Source organism: Prosthecobacter sp., from assembly GCF_044227185.1.
Taxonomy (GTDB): domain Bacteria; phylum Verrucomicrobiota; class Verrucomicrobiia; order Verrucomicrobiales; family Verrucomicrobiaceae; genus Prosthecobacter.
On record NZ_JBGAFO010000008.1, the window covers coordinates 13,096 to 30,336 of the forward strand.

The window sequence follows — 17,241 nt, forward strand, 5'->3', positions numbered from 1 at the left end:
AGTACCGCAGACTAGAAGTCCGCGTTCCTGGGACAAATCCTCTATTTGTTCCCTCAGGGAGGCGGGATCACCCACACCGGGCGGTTGGTTCTGGGCAGGGTCTTGATGAAGGTGGCGCGTCCGGTGCGGAGGAGGGGGGTGGTGTTGCGGGAGAGGAGGGTGGCGTCGCCAGTGGAAATCCAGATGGGTGATGGCTGCCCGGACATCTGGAAAAGCCAGTAGCCCGAATAACCGGAGGCGGCGGGAGTGACATCGCCTTTCCAAAGCTGCAACTGGTCGGCGCTGGAGAATGCGGTGCCAGCCACAAAGGCGGAGGAGGTGAGGCCGGCCTGGGCGGGGGTGGCGTCGAGCGGCCAGGGATTGGCGAAGAGGTTATACCCGGCCTGCAGCGGGCGGACGAAGGGCGTGGTGCGCACGGCTCCGGTGGCGAGCAGGGGCGCGGGCGTGGTGCTGGCGAGTTGCAGCATGACGCCGGTGCCGGGTGGAATGACGACGTCATTCATGCTGGTGAGGTCGCCGCCGTTCGAGACCCAGCAGCGGGTGCTGCCAAGGGCGTAGAGCCAGTAGGTGGTGTAACCGGAAGATGTGTAGAACAGGACCTGGTCCGCGCTAGTGGGCCCGGTGGAACCCTGGAAACGCGCGGGGTCGAAGACTGTGCCGAGGGTGCGATGGGCATGGAGACTGACGCGCGTACCCGAACCTGCCAAGGCGGCCACATCGGCCGCAGCGAGCGTGGTGTTGGGCGAGTCAGCGACGATGAGGCAGGCGTCGGCGGAGAGGCTCTGCAGTTCAAGACGATGACCGGCCTGCGGGCCGCTGATGATTTCGAGATAGTAACGCTGTGCGGGATCGACGACCGCGGCCAGCGCGGACTGCTCGCTGAGGGTGACGCTGGTGGCATCCGCGGCGGTGATGCCGCCGGTGAAGAGGGCCTGATTTATGACATTGAGGCCGAAACTCTGGGTGCCGGGATTGAGAACAGTCTGCTGCCAGCCCAGCGGCGTGCTGGCGGCCGTGGCGCCACCGGTCTGCGTGACACGCAGGCGGATGATGCCACGCGTGAGGCTCTGGCCGTTCAGAGCGTGGAGGTTGGACCAGGTCGCACGTTCCCAGCCATTGCCCTGATTCACGACGGCGGGCGTCACCATGAGCTGAGACCATGTGATGAGGTCGCTGGTGCTTTCGAGGCTGTAAGTGAGGCCGCTCTGACCTGAGGGGCGCAGGAGTGTGGCGTCGATGCTGGTGTTGTTGCGAGTGACGAGCTGAAGCCCCTCTCCGGGCTGGGTGATGCCGCTGGCGGTGGAGGAGCCGAGCGCGGTTTCCAGAAGGTCCGGCTCATCATCCTCATCGGTGCCAGCCCCGGCGAGACCGGCGCCGCCAGCGCCGAGCTGCACTGTTTCAGGCACCAGGGAGGTCAGTGTGACGGAGTTTTGAGCAGCCTGAGATCCGGCGGGCGCGCTGACCAGCCAGCGGCTCATCGGAATGACTTCGCGGAGCTGGCTGGGGCTTTCCCACAGGAGGCGGGCGGTGGCGTCTCCGCCGTTTTCATAGTACTCCATGACGACGCTGACGGTGACGCCGGCCTGCAGGGTGATGGTGCCGTTGTCCCAGGATTCGCCGTGGTCGTTCCAGTTATCGACGACGAGCTGGCCGTTCACCCAGAGCCGCACGCCGTCGTCGGTGACGGAGATGATGTCGTAGGTCTCGCTGTAACGAGGAGTGATGTAGCCCGTCCAGCGGACGCTGAAGCCATCGGTGGGGATGCGTGGATCGGGGCTGCCCGCGCCCCAGGTGAAGTCGAGCGTGGACTCGGTGCGGGTGAAGCTGAACTGATCGAAGTTTTTGCCGATGTAGTAGTCGCCGGTGAGGCCATTGGTGGCGGTGGCGGAAGAATAGGACACGGTGAGAAGATTGGAGGCGGTGTTGTTGTTGCCCGCGACATCCTGCGCGACGCCTGCCGGAAGACTGACGGTGACATTTCCCGCCGCCGTGGGCGTGACGGTGGCAGACCAGACGGCGCCGGCGGAGGAAAGAGTGGTGACGGCGCCGTTGGTGACAGCAAACTCCGAGGCGAGAAGACCGCTGACGCTTTCGCTGAAGGTGGCGGTGACGACAAAGGGAGCGGTGACGCTGGTGGATGAGGTGGAAAGCACGACCGTGGGCGGAGTGGTGTCCGGCGGAGTGTAAGTCACGGAGAGAAGATTGGACGCGAGACTCGCAACGCCGGTGCCATTGATGGCAGCACCGGCGGGCATGCTGATGGTGACGGCACCCGAAGCATTGGGCGTGACGAGGATGCTGTAGGAGGCGCCGCCGCCGGTGAGTGCAGAGGCGGCGCCTTTGGTGATGACAAAATCATTCAAAGCCACGCCCGTGACTGACTGGCTGAAGACGGCGTTCACGGTGAAGGCACCCGTGACGCTGGAGGACGAGGTGCTGAGCAGGACGGCGGGGGCAACGGGCGCGGTGTAAGTCACGCTCAGGGTATTGGAGAGCAGGCTCACGTTGCTGGCCGCGTCGAAAGCGGCGCCTACCGGCAAAGTCACACTGACCGCTCCGCTGGCTGCGGGGGAGATCGTGACGGTGTAAGTCATGCCGCTGCCACTCAGGGCGGATGCCGCACCATTGGTGACGTTGAAGTCATTCAACGCGACGCCGGTGACGGTTTCGCTAAAGGTGGCGGTGACGACGAAGGGCGCAGTGACGCTGCTGGAAGGCGTGGAAAGGAGAACCGTGGGCGGCGTGACATCCGGCGGTGTGTAAGTGGTGGCGAGCAGATTCGAGGCGGTATTGCCCACGCTGGTCGAATTCAACGCGGCATTGGCCGGGATGCTGACGGTGACGGCACCCGCGGTCGTGGGGGTGATGAGGAGGCTGTAAGAAGCACCGCTGCCGCTGAGCGTGGAGGCCGCGCCATTGGTGACGACAAAATCGCCCAGTGCCACACCGGTGACTGACTGGCTGAAAACGGCGTTCACGGTGAAGGGTGCGGAGACGCTGGAGGATGTGGTGCTGAGGAGCACGGTGGGCGCGGGCACCACGGGTGCGGTGTAGGTGACGCTGAGAGTGTTCGATGCCAGGCTGGCATTGCTGGCGGCATCCGCGGCGGCACCGGCGGGCAGTGCGACGGTGACCGCGCCATTGGCGGCGGGAGTGATGGTGACGCTGTAGGAGGCACCGCTGCCGGTCAGAGCAGACGCAGCGCCATTGGTGACAGTGAAATCAGTCAAGGTCACTCCGGTGACGGCTTCGCTGAAAGTGGCGCTGACCGTGAAGGGCGCGGACACGCTGCTGGAACTGGTGGCAAGAGTGGCAGACGGCGGCGTGGTGTCGGGAGTGGTGGAGGTGGCGACGAACTCCATCCAGTTGAAGTTGACGTTGCCATCGGGGAACTCGATGCGCACGACAGCGGCGGCGGGCAGGGTGATGCCGGTGGTGGAGAAAGTCTTCCAGGTGTTCCAGCCGCCGCTGGCGGTGATGCTCAGCGTGGTGGCGAGCGTGCCATTGACCACCACATTCATGCGGGAGGGCCCGGCGAGCGGAGAGGCCATGCGTGCATTGAAGCTGTAGGTGCCCGCAGGAAGCGTGGTGGTGTAGCGCAGCCACTCACCGGCGGCGATCCAGCCGATGGAGGGCGTGCCGTCGCCGTCCTCCGAGGGCTCGATGTCCACGCTGGTGGTGCGGTAGTTCAGGCCGGAGGAAAGCTGGCCCTGATTGGCGGTGTCGGTGTCGTGGTAGGCGGCTCCTTCGGCACCCTGGTCAAAGTCTTCGGCCTGGATGCGTGTGACCTGTCCCGCGCCTGGCGTGTAGGTGACGGAAAGGGTGTTGGAGGCGGTGTTCAGATTTCCTGCCGCATCCTGCGCCATGCCAGCGGGAAGTTTGACCGTGACCGCGCCGGAGGTGGCGGGGGTGATGGTGGCAGAGTACACGACGCCCGTGGAGGAGAGCGCGGTGACGCTGCCATTGGTGACAGTGAACTCTGAAGCGAGCAAACCGGTGACGGCTTCACTAAAGGTGGCGGTGACGACAAAGGGCGCGCTCACGCTGGTGCTGGGAGTGGTCAATGCCACGGTGGGTGCCGTGGTGTCTGTCACGCTGTAGTTTACGGTGAGCAGATTTGAGGCGGAGTTTCCGAGGCTGGTGCTGTCTGTAGCGGCGCTGGCAGGGACGCTGACGGTCACGGGACCTGCGGCGGTCGGTTTGACCTTGAAGGTGTAAGTGGTGCCGCTGCCGCTGAATGCGGAGGTGGTGCCATTGGTGACGACGACATCGCTGAGTGTGAACCCGGAGGCGGCACCGTTAAAGGTGGCGGTGACGGTGAAGGTGGCGGTCACGCTGGCGGCAGGTGTGGTGAGCGCGAGTGTGAAGGGCAGCGGCGCCGTGGTGGGAGCATCGTCAATGCTGGCCACAAAGGCAGCGAGGTAGGAAAGGTCCGAAGCCGTCAGGGTCACCCCGCGGTGCGCGGTAATCGCGTCTGAGAGGGTGGCGGCGGAGCCATCGTGAAGATAGGGGCCGGTGGCCCAGACACCGCGCAGCGTGGGCACATCGAGACCGGTGAGCGGGCTGCCGAGACGCTTGCCGCTGGAAGGCTTGATGGTGCCGATGTCCGCAAAGACATTGAGGGCGCTGTTGGTGAAGCCGGTGCCGGAGTGGCAGGATGCGCAGTTTTGAGCGCGGAAGATCTGCTGCCCGGCGGCTGCCGTGGTGCTCAAAGCCCCGGCGCTGGTGCGGTTCGGGCTGTTGCCGGTGGTGGTGAGAGATTTGACATAGGCGGCGAGGGCATCGAGGTCCGCACTCACGCCCGCCTTGGGGTCTCCCAGCGGCTGATTGCGTGTGCCGGTGTTGAACTGCGCGTCTGTCATGAGGCCGGTGCCGCCGGAGAGGGTGCGGATCTGGCCTTCGAAGTCCTGCACTTCGTCGAAATTTCCAGACCAGTGCAGCATGCCCTGGCTGGCGTGGCCCTTGAGCGTGATGGTGTTGCGCAGGCCTTCGCCGAAATTGGTCAGATCCCACACACGGCCGTCGTGCCCGCCGTCGTTGTGACAGGCGGCGCAACTGATGTACTGCTGGAGCGCGAGGCGTGAGTCCTGGGCATCGTAGAAGAGCTGCTTGCCCTGGAGCACCTGGGCGGTGAGTTTCTCGGTGGTGACGGCGTTCAGAGTGGCGGTGGTGGTGGGCGCGACGCCGCCACCCTGGACGATGCCGCTCACATCATGCACGGTGATGGTGCGGTCCATGAAGTTCTGCACGTAGAGCGTGCCGCCATCTGGAGAAAGGACGACGCCCTGGGGAGCGCGGCCCGCGGGAAAGCGGATGATTTCGCTCCGTGACCAGGCATCCACAATGGCGATGGCGCGACTGGCCTCCAACGCGGTGAAGACATAGATGCCGTATGGATCATAGGCGGCGGCGCTCGGCATGCCGGCATTATCAAAGTCAACGCGCGAAGGGAGGTGCTCCGCCTGTGAGGTGAGGTCCAGGCGCGAGACGATGGCGCGGACGGTGTTTTCATGATTCAGGGGCAGGCCGTCGCGGAAGACGCCGCGCTGGATGTTGTCCTGCTTGGACGGCACCCAGGCGGAAAGTCCATCGGGTGAAATGACGGGAGCGCCGAGGTAGTTTGGCAGGCCGCGCGCGGAGGTGGAGGTGTCCGCCGCGGTGCTCGGATTGAGAAGAATGGTGCGCTCCACAGCGAGAGCGGTGGTGCCGATGACGACCACCTGACCACCGGAGCCGGTGAGCACAGGCGTGGCGGTGTTTTCACCGGTGACACGCGGCGTGATGAAGCGGGAGGCATAGACGCGGGTGCTGTCCGCGGAGATGGAGAGGTGGCGGACGGGGCCGCCGGCATCCACCGAGGCGAGCTGCGCGCCGGTGCCGGGGTTCAGCTTCAGCACCTTGCCGGTGGACTCCAGCGTCACCCAGGCGGCGGTGCCAGCGGGATCAAACACAATGCCGAAGGGCCGTGAGCCATACGCGAGCGTGACCGTGGCCGCGACTGCGCGCGTGGATGTGTTGATGATGCTGATCGTGCCCGTTTCACCATTCACCACCCAGAGCCTGCCATCTGGTGCGAGGGCGAGGCTGCGCGGCGTGGTGCCGACGGTGATCTCCGCATAGCGGGCGCGGGTGACGGTGTCAAAGGCGCTGACGCTGTTGTTGTCCGGATTCACGCACCAGACGCGGTCATTGCCGGAGGCGGGATGCTCATAGACGATGCTGCTGGAGGTGGCGGGCTTGCGCGTGGTGAGCGCGGCATAGACCGCCTGGTAGAAAGTACCGGTGATGGTGGCACCGGTATCGTCGGTGGCGGTGAGGGTGACAAGATAGCGACCGGGCCCGGCATAGGTGTGGGTGATGTTGGTGGTGGTGAGCCAGGCGGTCTCCGGGGTGCCGTCGCCGAAGTTCCATTTGTAGCGGGGATTCAGACCGTTTGCAGACTGCGCGGTGAAGGTGAGCGCAGAGCCGGTGGCCTGGGGCGCGGCGGTCAGGGGCTGGAGCGTCAGGCCCGCGGAGACGATCCAGGTGAAGCTGGCGGTGGCGGGAGTGCTGATGCCATCGGCGGCACTGATGGTGACATTGAAGGTGCCCGCCGCAGTGGTGGAACCGGAGATGACCCCTGATGTGGACGAGATGGAAAGGCCCGTGGGCAAACCGGTGGCGCCGAAGGTGATGGGATTGTTTTCTGGATCCGTGGCGCTCACGGGCAGGGAGACCACCGCGCCGATGAGCGAGCCCTGCGTGCCTGGATTGGTGATGACCGGGGGCTGGTTCTGCACGGTGGTGCTGGTGGGGTGGCGCAGGTCCCGCAGGGTGAGAATGTCCGGCTGGGACAAGGGTGCCTGATGCAGGGTGACTTCATCCACCGCGCCCGCGAAGAAGGAGGTGCCGGGGCTGTCTGCCGCGCCGACGACGAAGGGCTTCGCGGTGTTTGGCACGTAGGTGCCGGTGTCTTCGTTGACGAGGACACCATTGACATAAAGCCTGCGGGTGCCGGTGAGCGTCTGGCCGGAGACGCTGGTGGTGCGGAAGGTGGCGGCGATGTGGGTCCACTGACCGACGGTGACGGCGGTGCCTTTCAATCCTGAAGCGTCCGCGCCTGTGCGCAACTGCCAGAAGCCATCCGGAGTGACCCACAGGCCGTAGCCTTTCCTGGTGCTGGTGGATTCGTCCCGCGAGGCGAGGATGCAGCGGGCGGTGCCCAGCGCGGCATCGTGGCGCACCCAGGCGGCGATGGTGAAGTCGTTGGGGTTCAACGCAACGTTGTAGGGCATGACGACGCTCTGAGTGGTGCCGTTGAACTGCGCGCTGGGGCCGGTGCCGGGATTGCCGCCGAGCGCGGGATTCGCGCTGGTGGTGGTGGCGCCGCTGGCGGTGCCGGAGATGGCGAACCAACTTGAGGCGGTGGATTTCACCTCGCCTGCGGTGCCGTTCCAGGCTGCTTCGTCAAAGCTCCAGGTCGCCGCCGGATTTTCCACCGGCAGGTAGGGCGAGAGGTAGGTGCCCGCGATGATGGAGACGGCCGTGTCTCCCGGCTTCATCCAGCCGACAGAGAGATGATCATCGCCATTTCCATCCTTCATCAAGGCCTCGATGTAGTAGCGTTTTCCCGCCTGAAGGGTGATGAGCGCGGAGGTCTGAGACGGATACCATGTCCAGGTGGCGGGCGGAGTCCATCCGGCCTGGCTGGCGATCTCCACGGCATTGGCGGGATTTGCATCGGTGCTGAGCCGCAGGCTGGACTCATCATCGCTGGAGATGAAAAACTGGTACTGACCGGTGACAGGCACGTAGAGGAAGCCGCGCAGGCGCTGGCCGGTGTTGTCGTCCCAGTTTTGCGGTGCATCAAAGGCGGCGAGGAGATCGCGCCCGTTGGGATTGGCCGGGTAGAGGCGGCTGCTGGTGAGGCTGGCGACCGTGGCGCCGGGGAGGCTCGTCCAGTACTCACGCATCAACTGGCCGCTGCCGAGATTGGGCAGAATGACGATCCAGTTGAACGAGACGGAGCTGACCTGACCGGCGGCGCTCACGAGAATGGTGCTGCGGTAGGTGCCGGGGGAGGCGGTGACTGTGCCGGAGATCAAGCCGGTGGCGGAGTTCAGGCTGAGTCCCGCAGGGAGGCCGCTGGCCGTGTAGCTCAGCGTGCCGCTGGAAGCGCTGGCATTGATCTGCAGGGAGACGGCGCTGTTCCGTGTGACGCTCTGCTGCCCGGGATTTGTCACGACGGGCAGCGTGGCGTTGGTGACCTGAATGATGCGTGAGACAGACCACACGCCGTTCGAATCCACCGCAAACATCATCCAGTAACCGGGAGTGAGCACATTGATGCTGGACGGAGCGGTGACGGCATAGACGCCGGAGGAGGGATTTGTGTGGGTGAAGCGCACATGGCGCAGGCCCGTGCTGACCGAATGCGTCTGCGCCGACATGCTTATGGCGCTGAAGTACTGCACATTGCTGCTGGCGTTTACGATGAAGACGCTGGCGGGGCTGATGCGGTCCGGCGCCGCGGTGATCACCGGCCGCACCGCGGCGGAGCCGTCCGCATTGAAAAGCTGCGGCGGAGTGAACACCTGTGCATCCTGGTGATCGGTGGCGGCATCTCCAGACAAGCCGCCGCCGCCCGACCAGACGCGCCCGTCTGGCAGCAGGAACGCCAGGGAGTGGTAGTTGCGCGGTATGGTGAGGTCCGCCACGCCGCGCCACTGGCCGGTCGTGGGATTCCAGATCTCCGGAGTGAAGACCGCGCCCACGTCGCTGAAAAACTGGCCGGAGGAGTTTCCGCCCACCACCATGACCTCGCCATTTGGCAGGATAACGGTGTTTGAAAACGAGCGAGCATTGGCCATGGGGGCGGTGGAGGCGAGCACGGGAGTGGCGCCATTGAGATCGATGGTGAAGGCCTTGTTCACCACGGTGCCGTCATCGATGGCGCGAAGGCCTCCGGCGACCATCACTTTTCCGGGGGCGTACATGGCCCAGGAGCCCTGCTTTGGATAATGGGTGCCCGGAATGCTGGCACCAGCAGAGGTCATGGAGCCCGAGCCTGTGGCGGTGATCCAGTCCAGCGCCTGATGCGGGCCAAAGTGGGCCACGCGCCCATCAGGCGCGACGAGGAAAAAGGGATGCCAGTTGGTTTCGATCGCATTGGCGATGGGCGGATTTGAAACTGGCGCCCAGTTGATCCCGCTCATGCGACGCCAGCCGGAGCTGGCATTCCACTGCTCAATGGTGCCGTCGGCATTGGAGCCGCTGTTCCCGCCTGCCGTCAGGACTTCGCCATTTGGCAGGGCGATGCTGGTGTTGTACCAGCGGCCGTCCGCCATCGTCTGCGCCGGCACCCATTCATTGGTGCGCCAGTCGAACAGGCTGGCGAGGGCCACGTTTCCGTTGACGCTGTTGCCGCCATTGACGAGAAGCCGGCCGTCCTGAAGGAGGGAAAGACCGCCGCAGAACATGTCGTGCCGGCCATTGTTGATCTCTGTGAACTGGCCCGTCGCGGGGTCCCACACCGCTGCGTAGGTGAACTGCGGCCCCTCAGGGAAGGTGGTGCGCTGGTTGGAGGCAAAGGTCAGAAGCCTGCCGTCTGGAAGGAGGGCGGCGGACACGGGAATGTGCGGGGACCACGGAATCACAGCGCTCCAGTTTCCCTTGGAGGAAAACTCCGCGGGCGAGATGGAGCCCACATTCATCACGACGGCCTCCGCCGCCGGAGCGAGGCGGGCGGCCTCGGCCATCAGCGCGTCCTGTTGCGCATGGCTGGCGGGATCCCCCTTAACTGCCTGAGGGGATGCGGCGCAAAAAAAGAGCACGCATGCACTCCACACTATGGGCGCAAAACTCCGCCCCCCCCTCAGAAATCCTTCAATATTGTGATTCATGTTTGCGCGTTTTTTCAAAGATGGGAAGAAGCAACCAGCCCGTCCGCGGGACAATTCAGTAGATTGTAAATGAGCTTTCCCCTGCTGAATGATTGACTGAGGTTGATTGTCTGCGCTTGGCTGCTGCGAGTCCTTGCACTTGCCCCGTCACTGTCTATTCTCGCCACCCCTGTTCCCCTTCCCTTTCCGCCGTGGCCAAAAAGTCCTCCAAAAAATCCGCTGAAGAAGCCTTCTCCCCCATCCTGCCCTCCGCCGCACCGGTGGAGCACAAGCCCGTGGACACGCTGTATGGCGACTGGTTTCTCGACTACGCCAGCTATGTGATCCTGGAGCGTGCGGTGCCGCACATCAATGACGGCCTGAAGCCGGTGCACCGCCGGATTTTGCACAGCATGGACGAGCTGGAAGACGGCCGGTACAACAAGGTGGCGAACGTGGTGGGGAACACGATGAAGTACCACCCGCATGGCGATGCCTCGATTGGCGATGCCATGGTGCAGCTCGGCCAGAAGGACCTGCTCATCGACACACAGGGCAACTGGGGCAACACGCTGACGGGAGACAACGCGGCGGCGCCACGATACATCGAAGCGCGCCTGTCCAAGTTCGCGCTGGATGTGGTTTACAGCCCGAAGGTGACGGAGTGGGTAGCCTCGTATGACGGACGCAACAAGGAGCCGGTGACGCTGCCGGTGAAGTTTCCGCTGCTGCTGGCGCAGGGCGTGGAAGGCATCGCCGTGGGGCTTTCCTGCCGCATTCTGCCGCACAATTTCATTGAGCTGTGTGATGCGAGCATCGCCGCGCTGCGTGGCGAGGAGGTGGACCTAAAGCCTGACTTTGCCACCGGCGGCATCATGGACGCGAGCGACTACAACGGCGGGCTGCGCGGCGGCCGCATCCGCGTGCGCGCGAAGATCGAGGAAGGCGCGAAGAAGAACATGCTGGTGATCACGGAGATCCCCTACGGCACGACGACCGGGGGTGTGATGGACAGCATCGTGGCCGCGAACGACAAAGGAAAGATCAAGATCGCGCGCGTGGATGACAACACGGCGGAGAAGGTGGAGATCGTGGTGCAGCTTCCTGCCGGCACGGATGCTGACCAGACGATCCAGGCGCTGTATGCCTTCACCGACTGCGAGGTCTCCATCTCCCCGAACGCGGTGGTCATTCAGGATGACAAGCCGCGCTTCATGAACGTGAACGATCTGCTGAAGGCCAGCGCGGAGAACACGAAGAAAATCCTCGGCGAAGAGCTGGGCATCCTGCTCGGTGAGCTGAATGAGAAATGGCACTTCAGCTCGCTGGAAAAGATCTTCATCGAAAACCGCATCTACCGCCGCATTGAAGAAGCCGAAACCTGGGAGGCGGTGCTGGAAGCCATCTGGAAAGGACTCAAGCCGCACCTCAGCGTGCTGAAGCGTGAGGTGACGAATGACGACGTGGCGCGACTGACCGAGATCAAGATCAAGCGCATCTCGAAGTTCAACAGCTTCGAGGCCGACGAGCACATCCGCGAGCTGGAAGAAGAAATCGAGCAGGCGGAGAAGTTCCTGAAGGGTCTGACGAAGTACACCATCCGCCACTTTGAAGAGCTCAAAAAAACCTACGGCGCAGGCCGTGAGCGCAAAACGGTGATCAGCGGCTTTGAGCGCGTGGCCGCCGCGGAAGTCATCGTGCAGGGAGAGACGCTGTACCTGAACGCGAAGGACGGGTTTGCCGGCACGAGCCTGAAGCGCGAAGGCGAGCCGATCTGCAAATGCTCCCCGCTGGACGACGTGATCTTCTTCACCAAGGAAGGCACGATGAGCGTGACGAAGGCGGCGCCGAAGTTCTTTGTGGGCAAGAACCCGCATTATGTCAACCTCTTCAAGAAGGACGACACGGCGGTCTATACCCTGATCTACCGCGACGGCCGCCAGGGCAGCCTCATGGCCAAGCGCTTCCGCATCGGCGGGATCACGCGAGACAAGGAGTATGTGCTTACCAAAGGCACGCCGGGCTCAAGCGTGCTGTACTTCATGCGCCACGAGACCGAGGAGGACAGCAACGCCCAGACCGTGGTGGTACACCTGAAGCCCGCGCTGTACCTGCGCAATCTGGCGATCAAGTTCCCCTTCAACTCCATCGCCATCAAGGGGCGCGAGTCGCAGGGAAACATCATCACCAAGCATTCTGTGGACCGCGTGGTGCGGGAGCCGAAGGCGGGGGAGGCGTAGTGAGAAAATAGCCATGAGCTTTAGGCCACTCCGGAAGCTTCGCGCTCTCCAGAGCGGGCCGAAGCCCAGAAGGCCTTTGCCCGTCATGACCAGCGCTCGGTTCAGACGGTTAATCGTGGAGGTCGGCACCGTAGCGTGCGAGCATGCGGTGAAGCGTGCTGCCAATGCTGCTGGGAACCGGCAGCGTTACCCTGGGGTGCCTCGGCTGAGATCCGACGGCCCCTGGGCTATCCATAGGGGTTGATGGAAAGTATCCTTTCCCAGTTCAAGGCGACAAAAGCCACCCCCAGAAGCAGAAGAATGCTTCCAATGAGCACCAGCCGTCTGACCCCTTTGCGGCCGCGAACGACGAGAATGGTGGCTGCCAGATACGTGAAGAGTCCCGCGATGACCGGACTTAGAACCATGGTCCAAAACACCCACGAAATCCAAACTGGTTGTTGGGTGGCATTCATGATTTCATCTGATAACAGGCACAAGCCAGCCCCCCTTCCGAGGGGCGTCGCCGTAGGTGGTAAGAGCAAACCAGTCGTGGAACGACTCGTCGCTGGCGGGCAAGATTGCAAGCCGCTGCAGACTGACCAGGAGAAAGCGGCCTCTTGAAATGGCAGGGCGCTGTTTTGATTCCTCATGCAGGGGGTGGGGATGAGAAACTTCAACCATTTCAACGCCTGGGTATTCGCGCAGATCATTGGCCAGGTGGAGCAGCCCCCAATGTCCGGCATGAATGGCACTCGGTTAAGTGGAGGCTGCTCGTTTCAGCGTTCCAGGGAAATGGTCAAAGAATTGGGGGGGGCAAAATTCAGAACCCCCTGGCAAACCATGGCACAAAGCCTCCTCCACCGGCCGCCCGCGTGCGCTCGCGCGAATCCCCAGGCGTTGAAATGGTTGAACTTGTTGAATTCCGTCCGTCATCCCGCCACGAGTGGCTTACGTGCGTGTACCCCCTCCCGAGGAAATGAGGAAATCTGCCGTCCGTCCCGCACCGCGCTGGGCAGCAGCGGCTTGGGACAAGCCGCCCTGCCAGCCTGCGGCTACAAAATCACCCCTGGCTGATACCCCGCTCCCTCCGGGTACTCCTTCGCGATCGCGGCCACGTGGGCGCAGAAGGCGTCCACTTGTTCGGGGGCGTCGCCCCGCGCTGCGCCGTACGGAACAGCGGCGTTGTGGCGTCCGTCAGCCTTCGGGACCGATCCACAAAAAGAGCACTTCGCCGGTGGTTGCGTCGAGATACGCCTCGAAGCCGCTGCCGAGGTCGCCCGGGTTTGTGACCACCCATACAGGCCTGTCGCGTTTGAGGTCGTCGAGTTTGCCCACGAGGATGAGGGTCTGCCTCTCTTGGGGGGTGAGTTTGCCGGAAACATGCTTCCATGCCTCGACGGCGCTCGTGCGCCTGGCGCCAACTCGATTGGGTTCGAACATCTGGTGCTGCAGCGATGGAAAGAATGGGCTGCCCTTGAGCTTGCTTGCGAGGGAGCCGCGCCAGATCTGCTGAAGGTGAAGGACTGCATCCTCGGCAGTGCCGAGGGTCGGTGACTCCGCAGCAACGATCCATGGAGCGAACGCCAAAATGAGAATGGAAAGAATCGTCGATTTCATGATGCAGGCAGCGGGTTCGGATTACTTGCCACGAAGATAAGAGGTGACGGCTCCTTGGTCGTCGATGTGAATGGAGCGGGTGCTTCCACCGGAAGACTGCGGCTGTCCAGTGCTGTCAATGCGCTCACAACGAACCAGCACCCACCAGCCGCCACCCTCCGGGTGTGCCTTGTAGATCGCGGTCGCCGCCCGCTTGTCGTTCGCTGCCACCGCACGATGCGCGATGGCGATGGCTGCCGCCTGGTCAACGGTTCCCGGCTTCATGGACGCAGGAAAGAGAGTGTCCTGCTGCGTCGCGGATTGCTCCGTCGTGGCTTGCTTTTCGCGGCAGAAGATCACAATCAGCGAAAGCGCGAAGATGCACAACGCGATGCGGGTGAGCAGCTTTAAGTTCATGGCAGGGAAATGGGCTCAGTGGCCTGACGCCCCCAAGCTCAGAGACTGCGGAGCCGTTCGCTGCGGCGCATGGCTGGGCGTTTTCCAGGTCATGGGATAAATTCAATTCTGGCTGTGCAGGTCTTGAAGTGTCCGCCAATCGGAGTGATGCCAATCCGGCCGTCCTTGGGAAGCCCCACGTGCTTCACAGCCCCCAGCGTCCCTCCATTCTCTTTGTTGGGCATGGAGGTGCCGATGGTGAGTGAAACATGGTCCGCACCCTCCTTTGGATACACAGTCCCGGCCACGTAGATCACGTCTGTGACGGTTGAAAAGGGGTTCGCGTCGAGAAAGAGATGAAAGTCGTCACGATACGTGATGACTCGCGACCATTTGAAGGAGGGTTCTGTAAACACAAGCGTCAGCCGGCATCGCTTCTCTTTCGCGAAAGCTGCCGCAGGAACCAGCGCGGCACCCGCCAGAAGCAGTAAAAGAAGATTGCGTCGGTTGCTCATAGAGCGAGGAAAACTCCTGACAGGTGATTCAGCGACAGCCCGAAGGTGGCAGCCGCGCCAATGACTGCAACCAGTAAACCGACGTGCCACGCCACGACTCAAAGAACGGGCCGGGCTCATCCCGCCTCACTCTCATAGCGCTGCTCCTCCACCCCGAGAAGACGGCCGCCCACATGAATTATTTTCGAGAGTATCTTCTGCATTGTTGATCAGCCCCAAGGTTGCAGCCAGGCCGATGCCTGCAACCTGCAAAGGAGCGAGTAACTCCCTCTAACCACTGTTTCCCTGCAGGCGTAGGATCCAGTCTTCATCCGGGGCTGTTTTGTCGGTGCATGCGGCGAGAAAGCTGCCTCCGAGTTGCACGTGCTCGTCCGGCCGCCAGCCGAGGCTCCCGGCGTGGGCCCAGACGATGGGAGGTTCACCAGCCGGGTCACGCATGTCGAAGAGATAAATACCGCCGCCTCCATCCATGGCAAACGGCAGGGCCAGCGGCATGTATTGCGGAATATGGTAGGCCAGCAGCATGGCACGCACACCATGCATGGGATCGATCGCCGGCATGAACTGAAACCAGCGGCTGCCCGTGCGAAACTCGCCCCCGTTTGACCACGCGAGGAAATTCAAGTAGTCGGCTGGCAATGCCCCTGCCGGCAGCTTCCAATCGCGCGGATCAAACGGCGAATAGCTGGCATAAAGCGGATCCGTGGGCGGGAATGGATTGCTCTGCCCCGACTTGATCTCGTGCAACTCTTTGCTCGACAGAGCTGCGCCAAAGGTGCGCACGAACTTCGAAAGCTCACGTGCCCCTGCTCCAGGAGAGGGGTAGCGCTCTTCAAAAATGCTCGGCCAGTCAGGCATAGGCACACACGCTGCACGACCGGAACACGGTCACCGCTTTTTAGAGAATCACCCCTGGCTGATACCCCGCTCCCTCCGGGTACTCCTTCGCGATCGCGGCCACCCGCGCGCAGAAGGCATCCACCTGCTCGGGCGCGTCGCCGGTGTTGTTTTTGCCGGCATCGACGAGGCGCTGCATGTCGGCGGTGGTGAGGGTCAGGCGCTCGTCAGCCACGAGGCGGGTGAGGAGATCGTTTTCGCGGACTTTGCCGGTGCGCATGTCTTTGGCGACCTGCACGGCGTGCTCTTTGATGACTTCGTGGGCCGTTTCGCGACCGGCTCCCGCTTTGACGGCTTCCATCATCACGGTGGTGGTGAGGAGGAATGGCAGGTAGCGCATGAGCTCCTGCTCGATGACGGATTCGAAGACTTCCATCTGGTTGAGGATGGTGAGGAAGGTTTCGAGGAGGCCGTCGAGGGCGAGGAAGGCGTCCGGCAGCATGACGCGGCGGACGACGGAGCAGGAGACGTCTCCTTCATTCCACTGATCTCCGGCGAGACCGGCGGCCATGGCGAGGTAGCCTTTGAGGATGACGTGCAGGCCGTTCACGCGCTCGCAGGAGCGGCTGTTCATCTTGTGCGGCATGGCGGAAGAGCCCACCTGGCCTTTGGCGAAGCCTTCGCTGGCGAGTTCCTGACCGGCCATGAGGCGCAGGGTGCGCGCAAAGCTGGAGGGGCCGCTGGCCACCTGGCAAAGCGAGGCGACCACCTGCATGTCGAGGCTGCGGGGATACACCTGGCCCACAGCGCCAAAGGCGGCGGGCATGCCGAGGTGGTGCAGGATGCGGGTCTCCAGCTCGGAGGCTTTTTTGGCGTCTCCATTAAAGAGAGTGATCTGGTCAAGCCGGGTGCCCACGGCCCCTTTCAGGCCGCGTGCCGGGTAGGTGGCGATGACGTTCTGCAGATCGCCGAACGCGAGCAGCGTTTCTTCGCCGAACATGGCGAGGCGCTTGCCCAGCGTGGTGGCCTGGGCGGCGACGTTGTGGGTGCGGGCGGTGAGAGGGATGTCTCGCGTCTCGGCGGCGCGGCGGGAGATGCCGGCCAGCACGGCCACGGTCTTGCGGCGGATCTCCAGCAGGGCGCGGAACACTTGCAATTGTTCCACGTTCTCGGTGAGGTCTCGGCTGGTCATGCCTTTATGAATGTGCTCATGACCGGCAAGGTCGCAGAATTCCTCAATGCGGGCCTTCACGTCGTGCCGGGTGACGCGCTCGCGCTCCATGATGGAGGCGACGTTGATCTGATCCTTCACCTTCTCATAAGCTTCGATCACACCGTCCGGCACCGGAATGCCGAGATCGCGCTGGCCTTTCAGAACGGCGATCCAGTAGTCGCGCTCGAGGCGGACTTTCCCCTCCGGCGACCAGAGGGCGCGCATGGGGGCTGTGGCGTAACGTTCGGCGAGGACATTGGGGATGGAATCGGACATGGGAGGATTGATCTAGGCCATGGGTGGCGAGTTGGCAAATCGGGCGCGGAAGGTTTGCGATAGTTGGCGGCGGTTTGCCGTGGTTTCCAGAAAGCGGTAAAAAAACGAATCGGTGTCTTGTATTAGAAGGGAGCCGTCGTAGCCGCCATGATGAATTGGTGGGACGTATGCACTGGCTCTATTGTGCTCGATTGATTCTTTATGTTCTGGCTTGATTGCAATTGTATGAAATTCTTCAGGATTTCCGAAGTTTTTTAACAGACCTGCATTTTCGGTTTGCAATTGTGGCAATAATTCGCAAATCTACCAATTATCCTGAACCACAC

At 62.9% G+C, this 17,241-nt stretch carries 9 protein-coding genes; 1 reads left to right on the plus strand and 8 read right to left on the minus strand.

All coding sequences use genetic code 11. The annotated features are described in order from the left end of the window. Positions 1–53: 53 nt before the first annotated feature. The gene (locus ACILSQ_RS18750) at positions 54–9,737 is read right to left on the minus strand and encodes an Ig-like domain-containing protein (RefSeq protein WP_395745181.1); all 9,684 of its coding nucleotides are present in this window, start codon (positions 9,735–9,737) and stop codon (positions 54–56) included. Positions 9,738–10,072: 335 nt separating this feature from the next. Here ACILSQ_RS18750 and ACILSQ_RS18755 point away from each other — a divergent pair, with 335 nt between their 5' ends. Continuing rightward, complete coding sequence (locus ACILSQ_RS18755) at positions 10,073–12,100, plus strand: DNA gyrase/topoisomerase IV subunit A (RefSeq protein WP_395745182.1); 2,028 nt, start codon at positions 10,073–10,075, stop codon at positions 12,098–12,100. Positions 12,101–12,327: 227 nt separating this feature from the next. Here the strand turns inward: ACILSQ_RS18755 and ACILSQ_RS18760 are convergent, their stop codons facing one another. From ACILSQ_RS18760 to ACILSQ_RS18790, 7 genes are all read right to left on the minus strand, one after another. After that, complete coding sequence (locus tag ACILSQ_RS18760; RefSeq protein WP_395745183.1) at positions 12,328–12,555, minus strand: hypothetical protein; 228 nt, start codon at positions 12,553–12,555, stop codon at positions 12,328–12,330. Positions 12,556–13,276: 721 nt separating this feature from the next. Continuing rightward, a complete protein-coding gene (locus ACILSQ_RS18765; RefSeq protein ID WP_395745184.1) occupies positions 13,277–13,699 on the minus strand; it encodes a hypothetical protein in 423 nt (140 codons plus the stop codon). Between the two features lie 21 nt (positions 13,700–13,720). Next, the gene (locus tag ACILSQ_RS18770; protein WP_395745185.1) at positions 13,721–14,095 is read right to left on the minus strand and encodes a hypothetical protein; all 375 of its coding nucleotides are present in this window, start codon (positions 14,093–14,095) and stop codon (positions 13,721–13,723) included. An 89-nt stretch (positions 14,096–14,184) separates the two neighbouring features. After that, positions 14,185–14,589, minus strand: a complete 405-nt coding sequence (locus tag ACILSQ_RS18775) for a hypothetical protein (protein ID WP_395745186.1) — start codon at positions 14,587–14,589, stop codon at positions 14,185–14,187. A gap of 270 nt (positions 14,590–14,859) precedes the next feature. Beyond that, entirely contained in the window at positions 14,860–15,447 is a 588-nt protein-coding gene (locus ACILSQ_RS18780) for an SMI1/KNR4 family protein (RefSeq protein ID WP_395745187.1), read from the minus strand. A gap of 40 nt (positions 15,448–15,487) precedes the next feature. Beyond that, positions 15,488–16,915 carry an adenylosuccinate lyase gene (purB, locus tag ACILSQ_RS18785; protein WP_395745188.1) on the minus strand — a complete coding sequence of 476 codons (1,428 nt, stop codon included), beginning with the start codon at positions 16,913–16,915 and terminating at the stop codon, positions 15,488–15,490. A 12-nt stretch (positions 16,916–16,927) separates the two neighbouring features. Then, positions 16,928–17,197 (minus strand): hypothetical protein, encoded by a 270-nt coding sequence (locus tag ACILSQ_RS18790; RefSeq protein WP_395745189.1) that lies wholly within the window; start codon positions 17,195–17,197, stop codon positions 16,928–16,930. Positions 17,198–17,241: the final 44 nt, after the last annotated feature.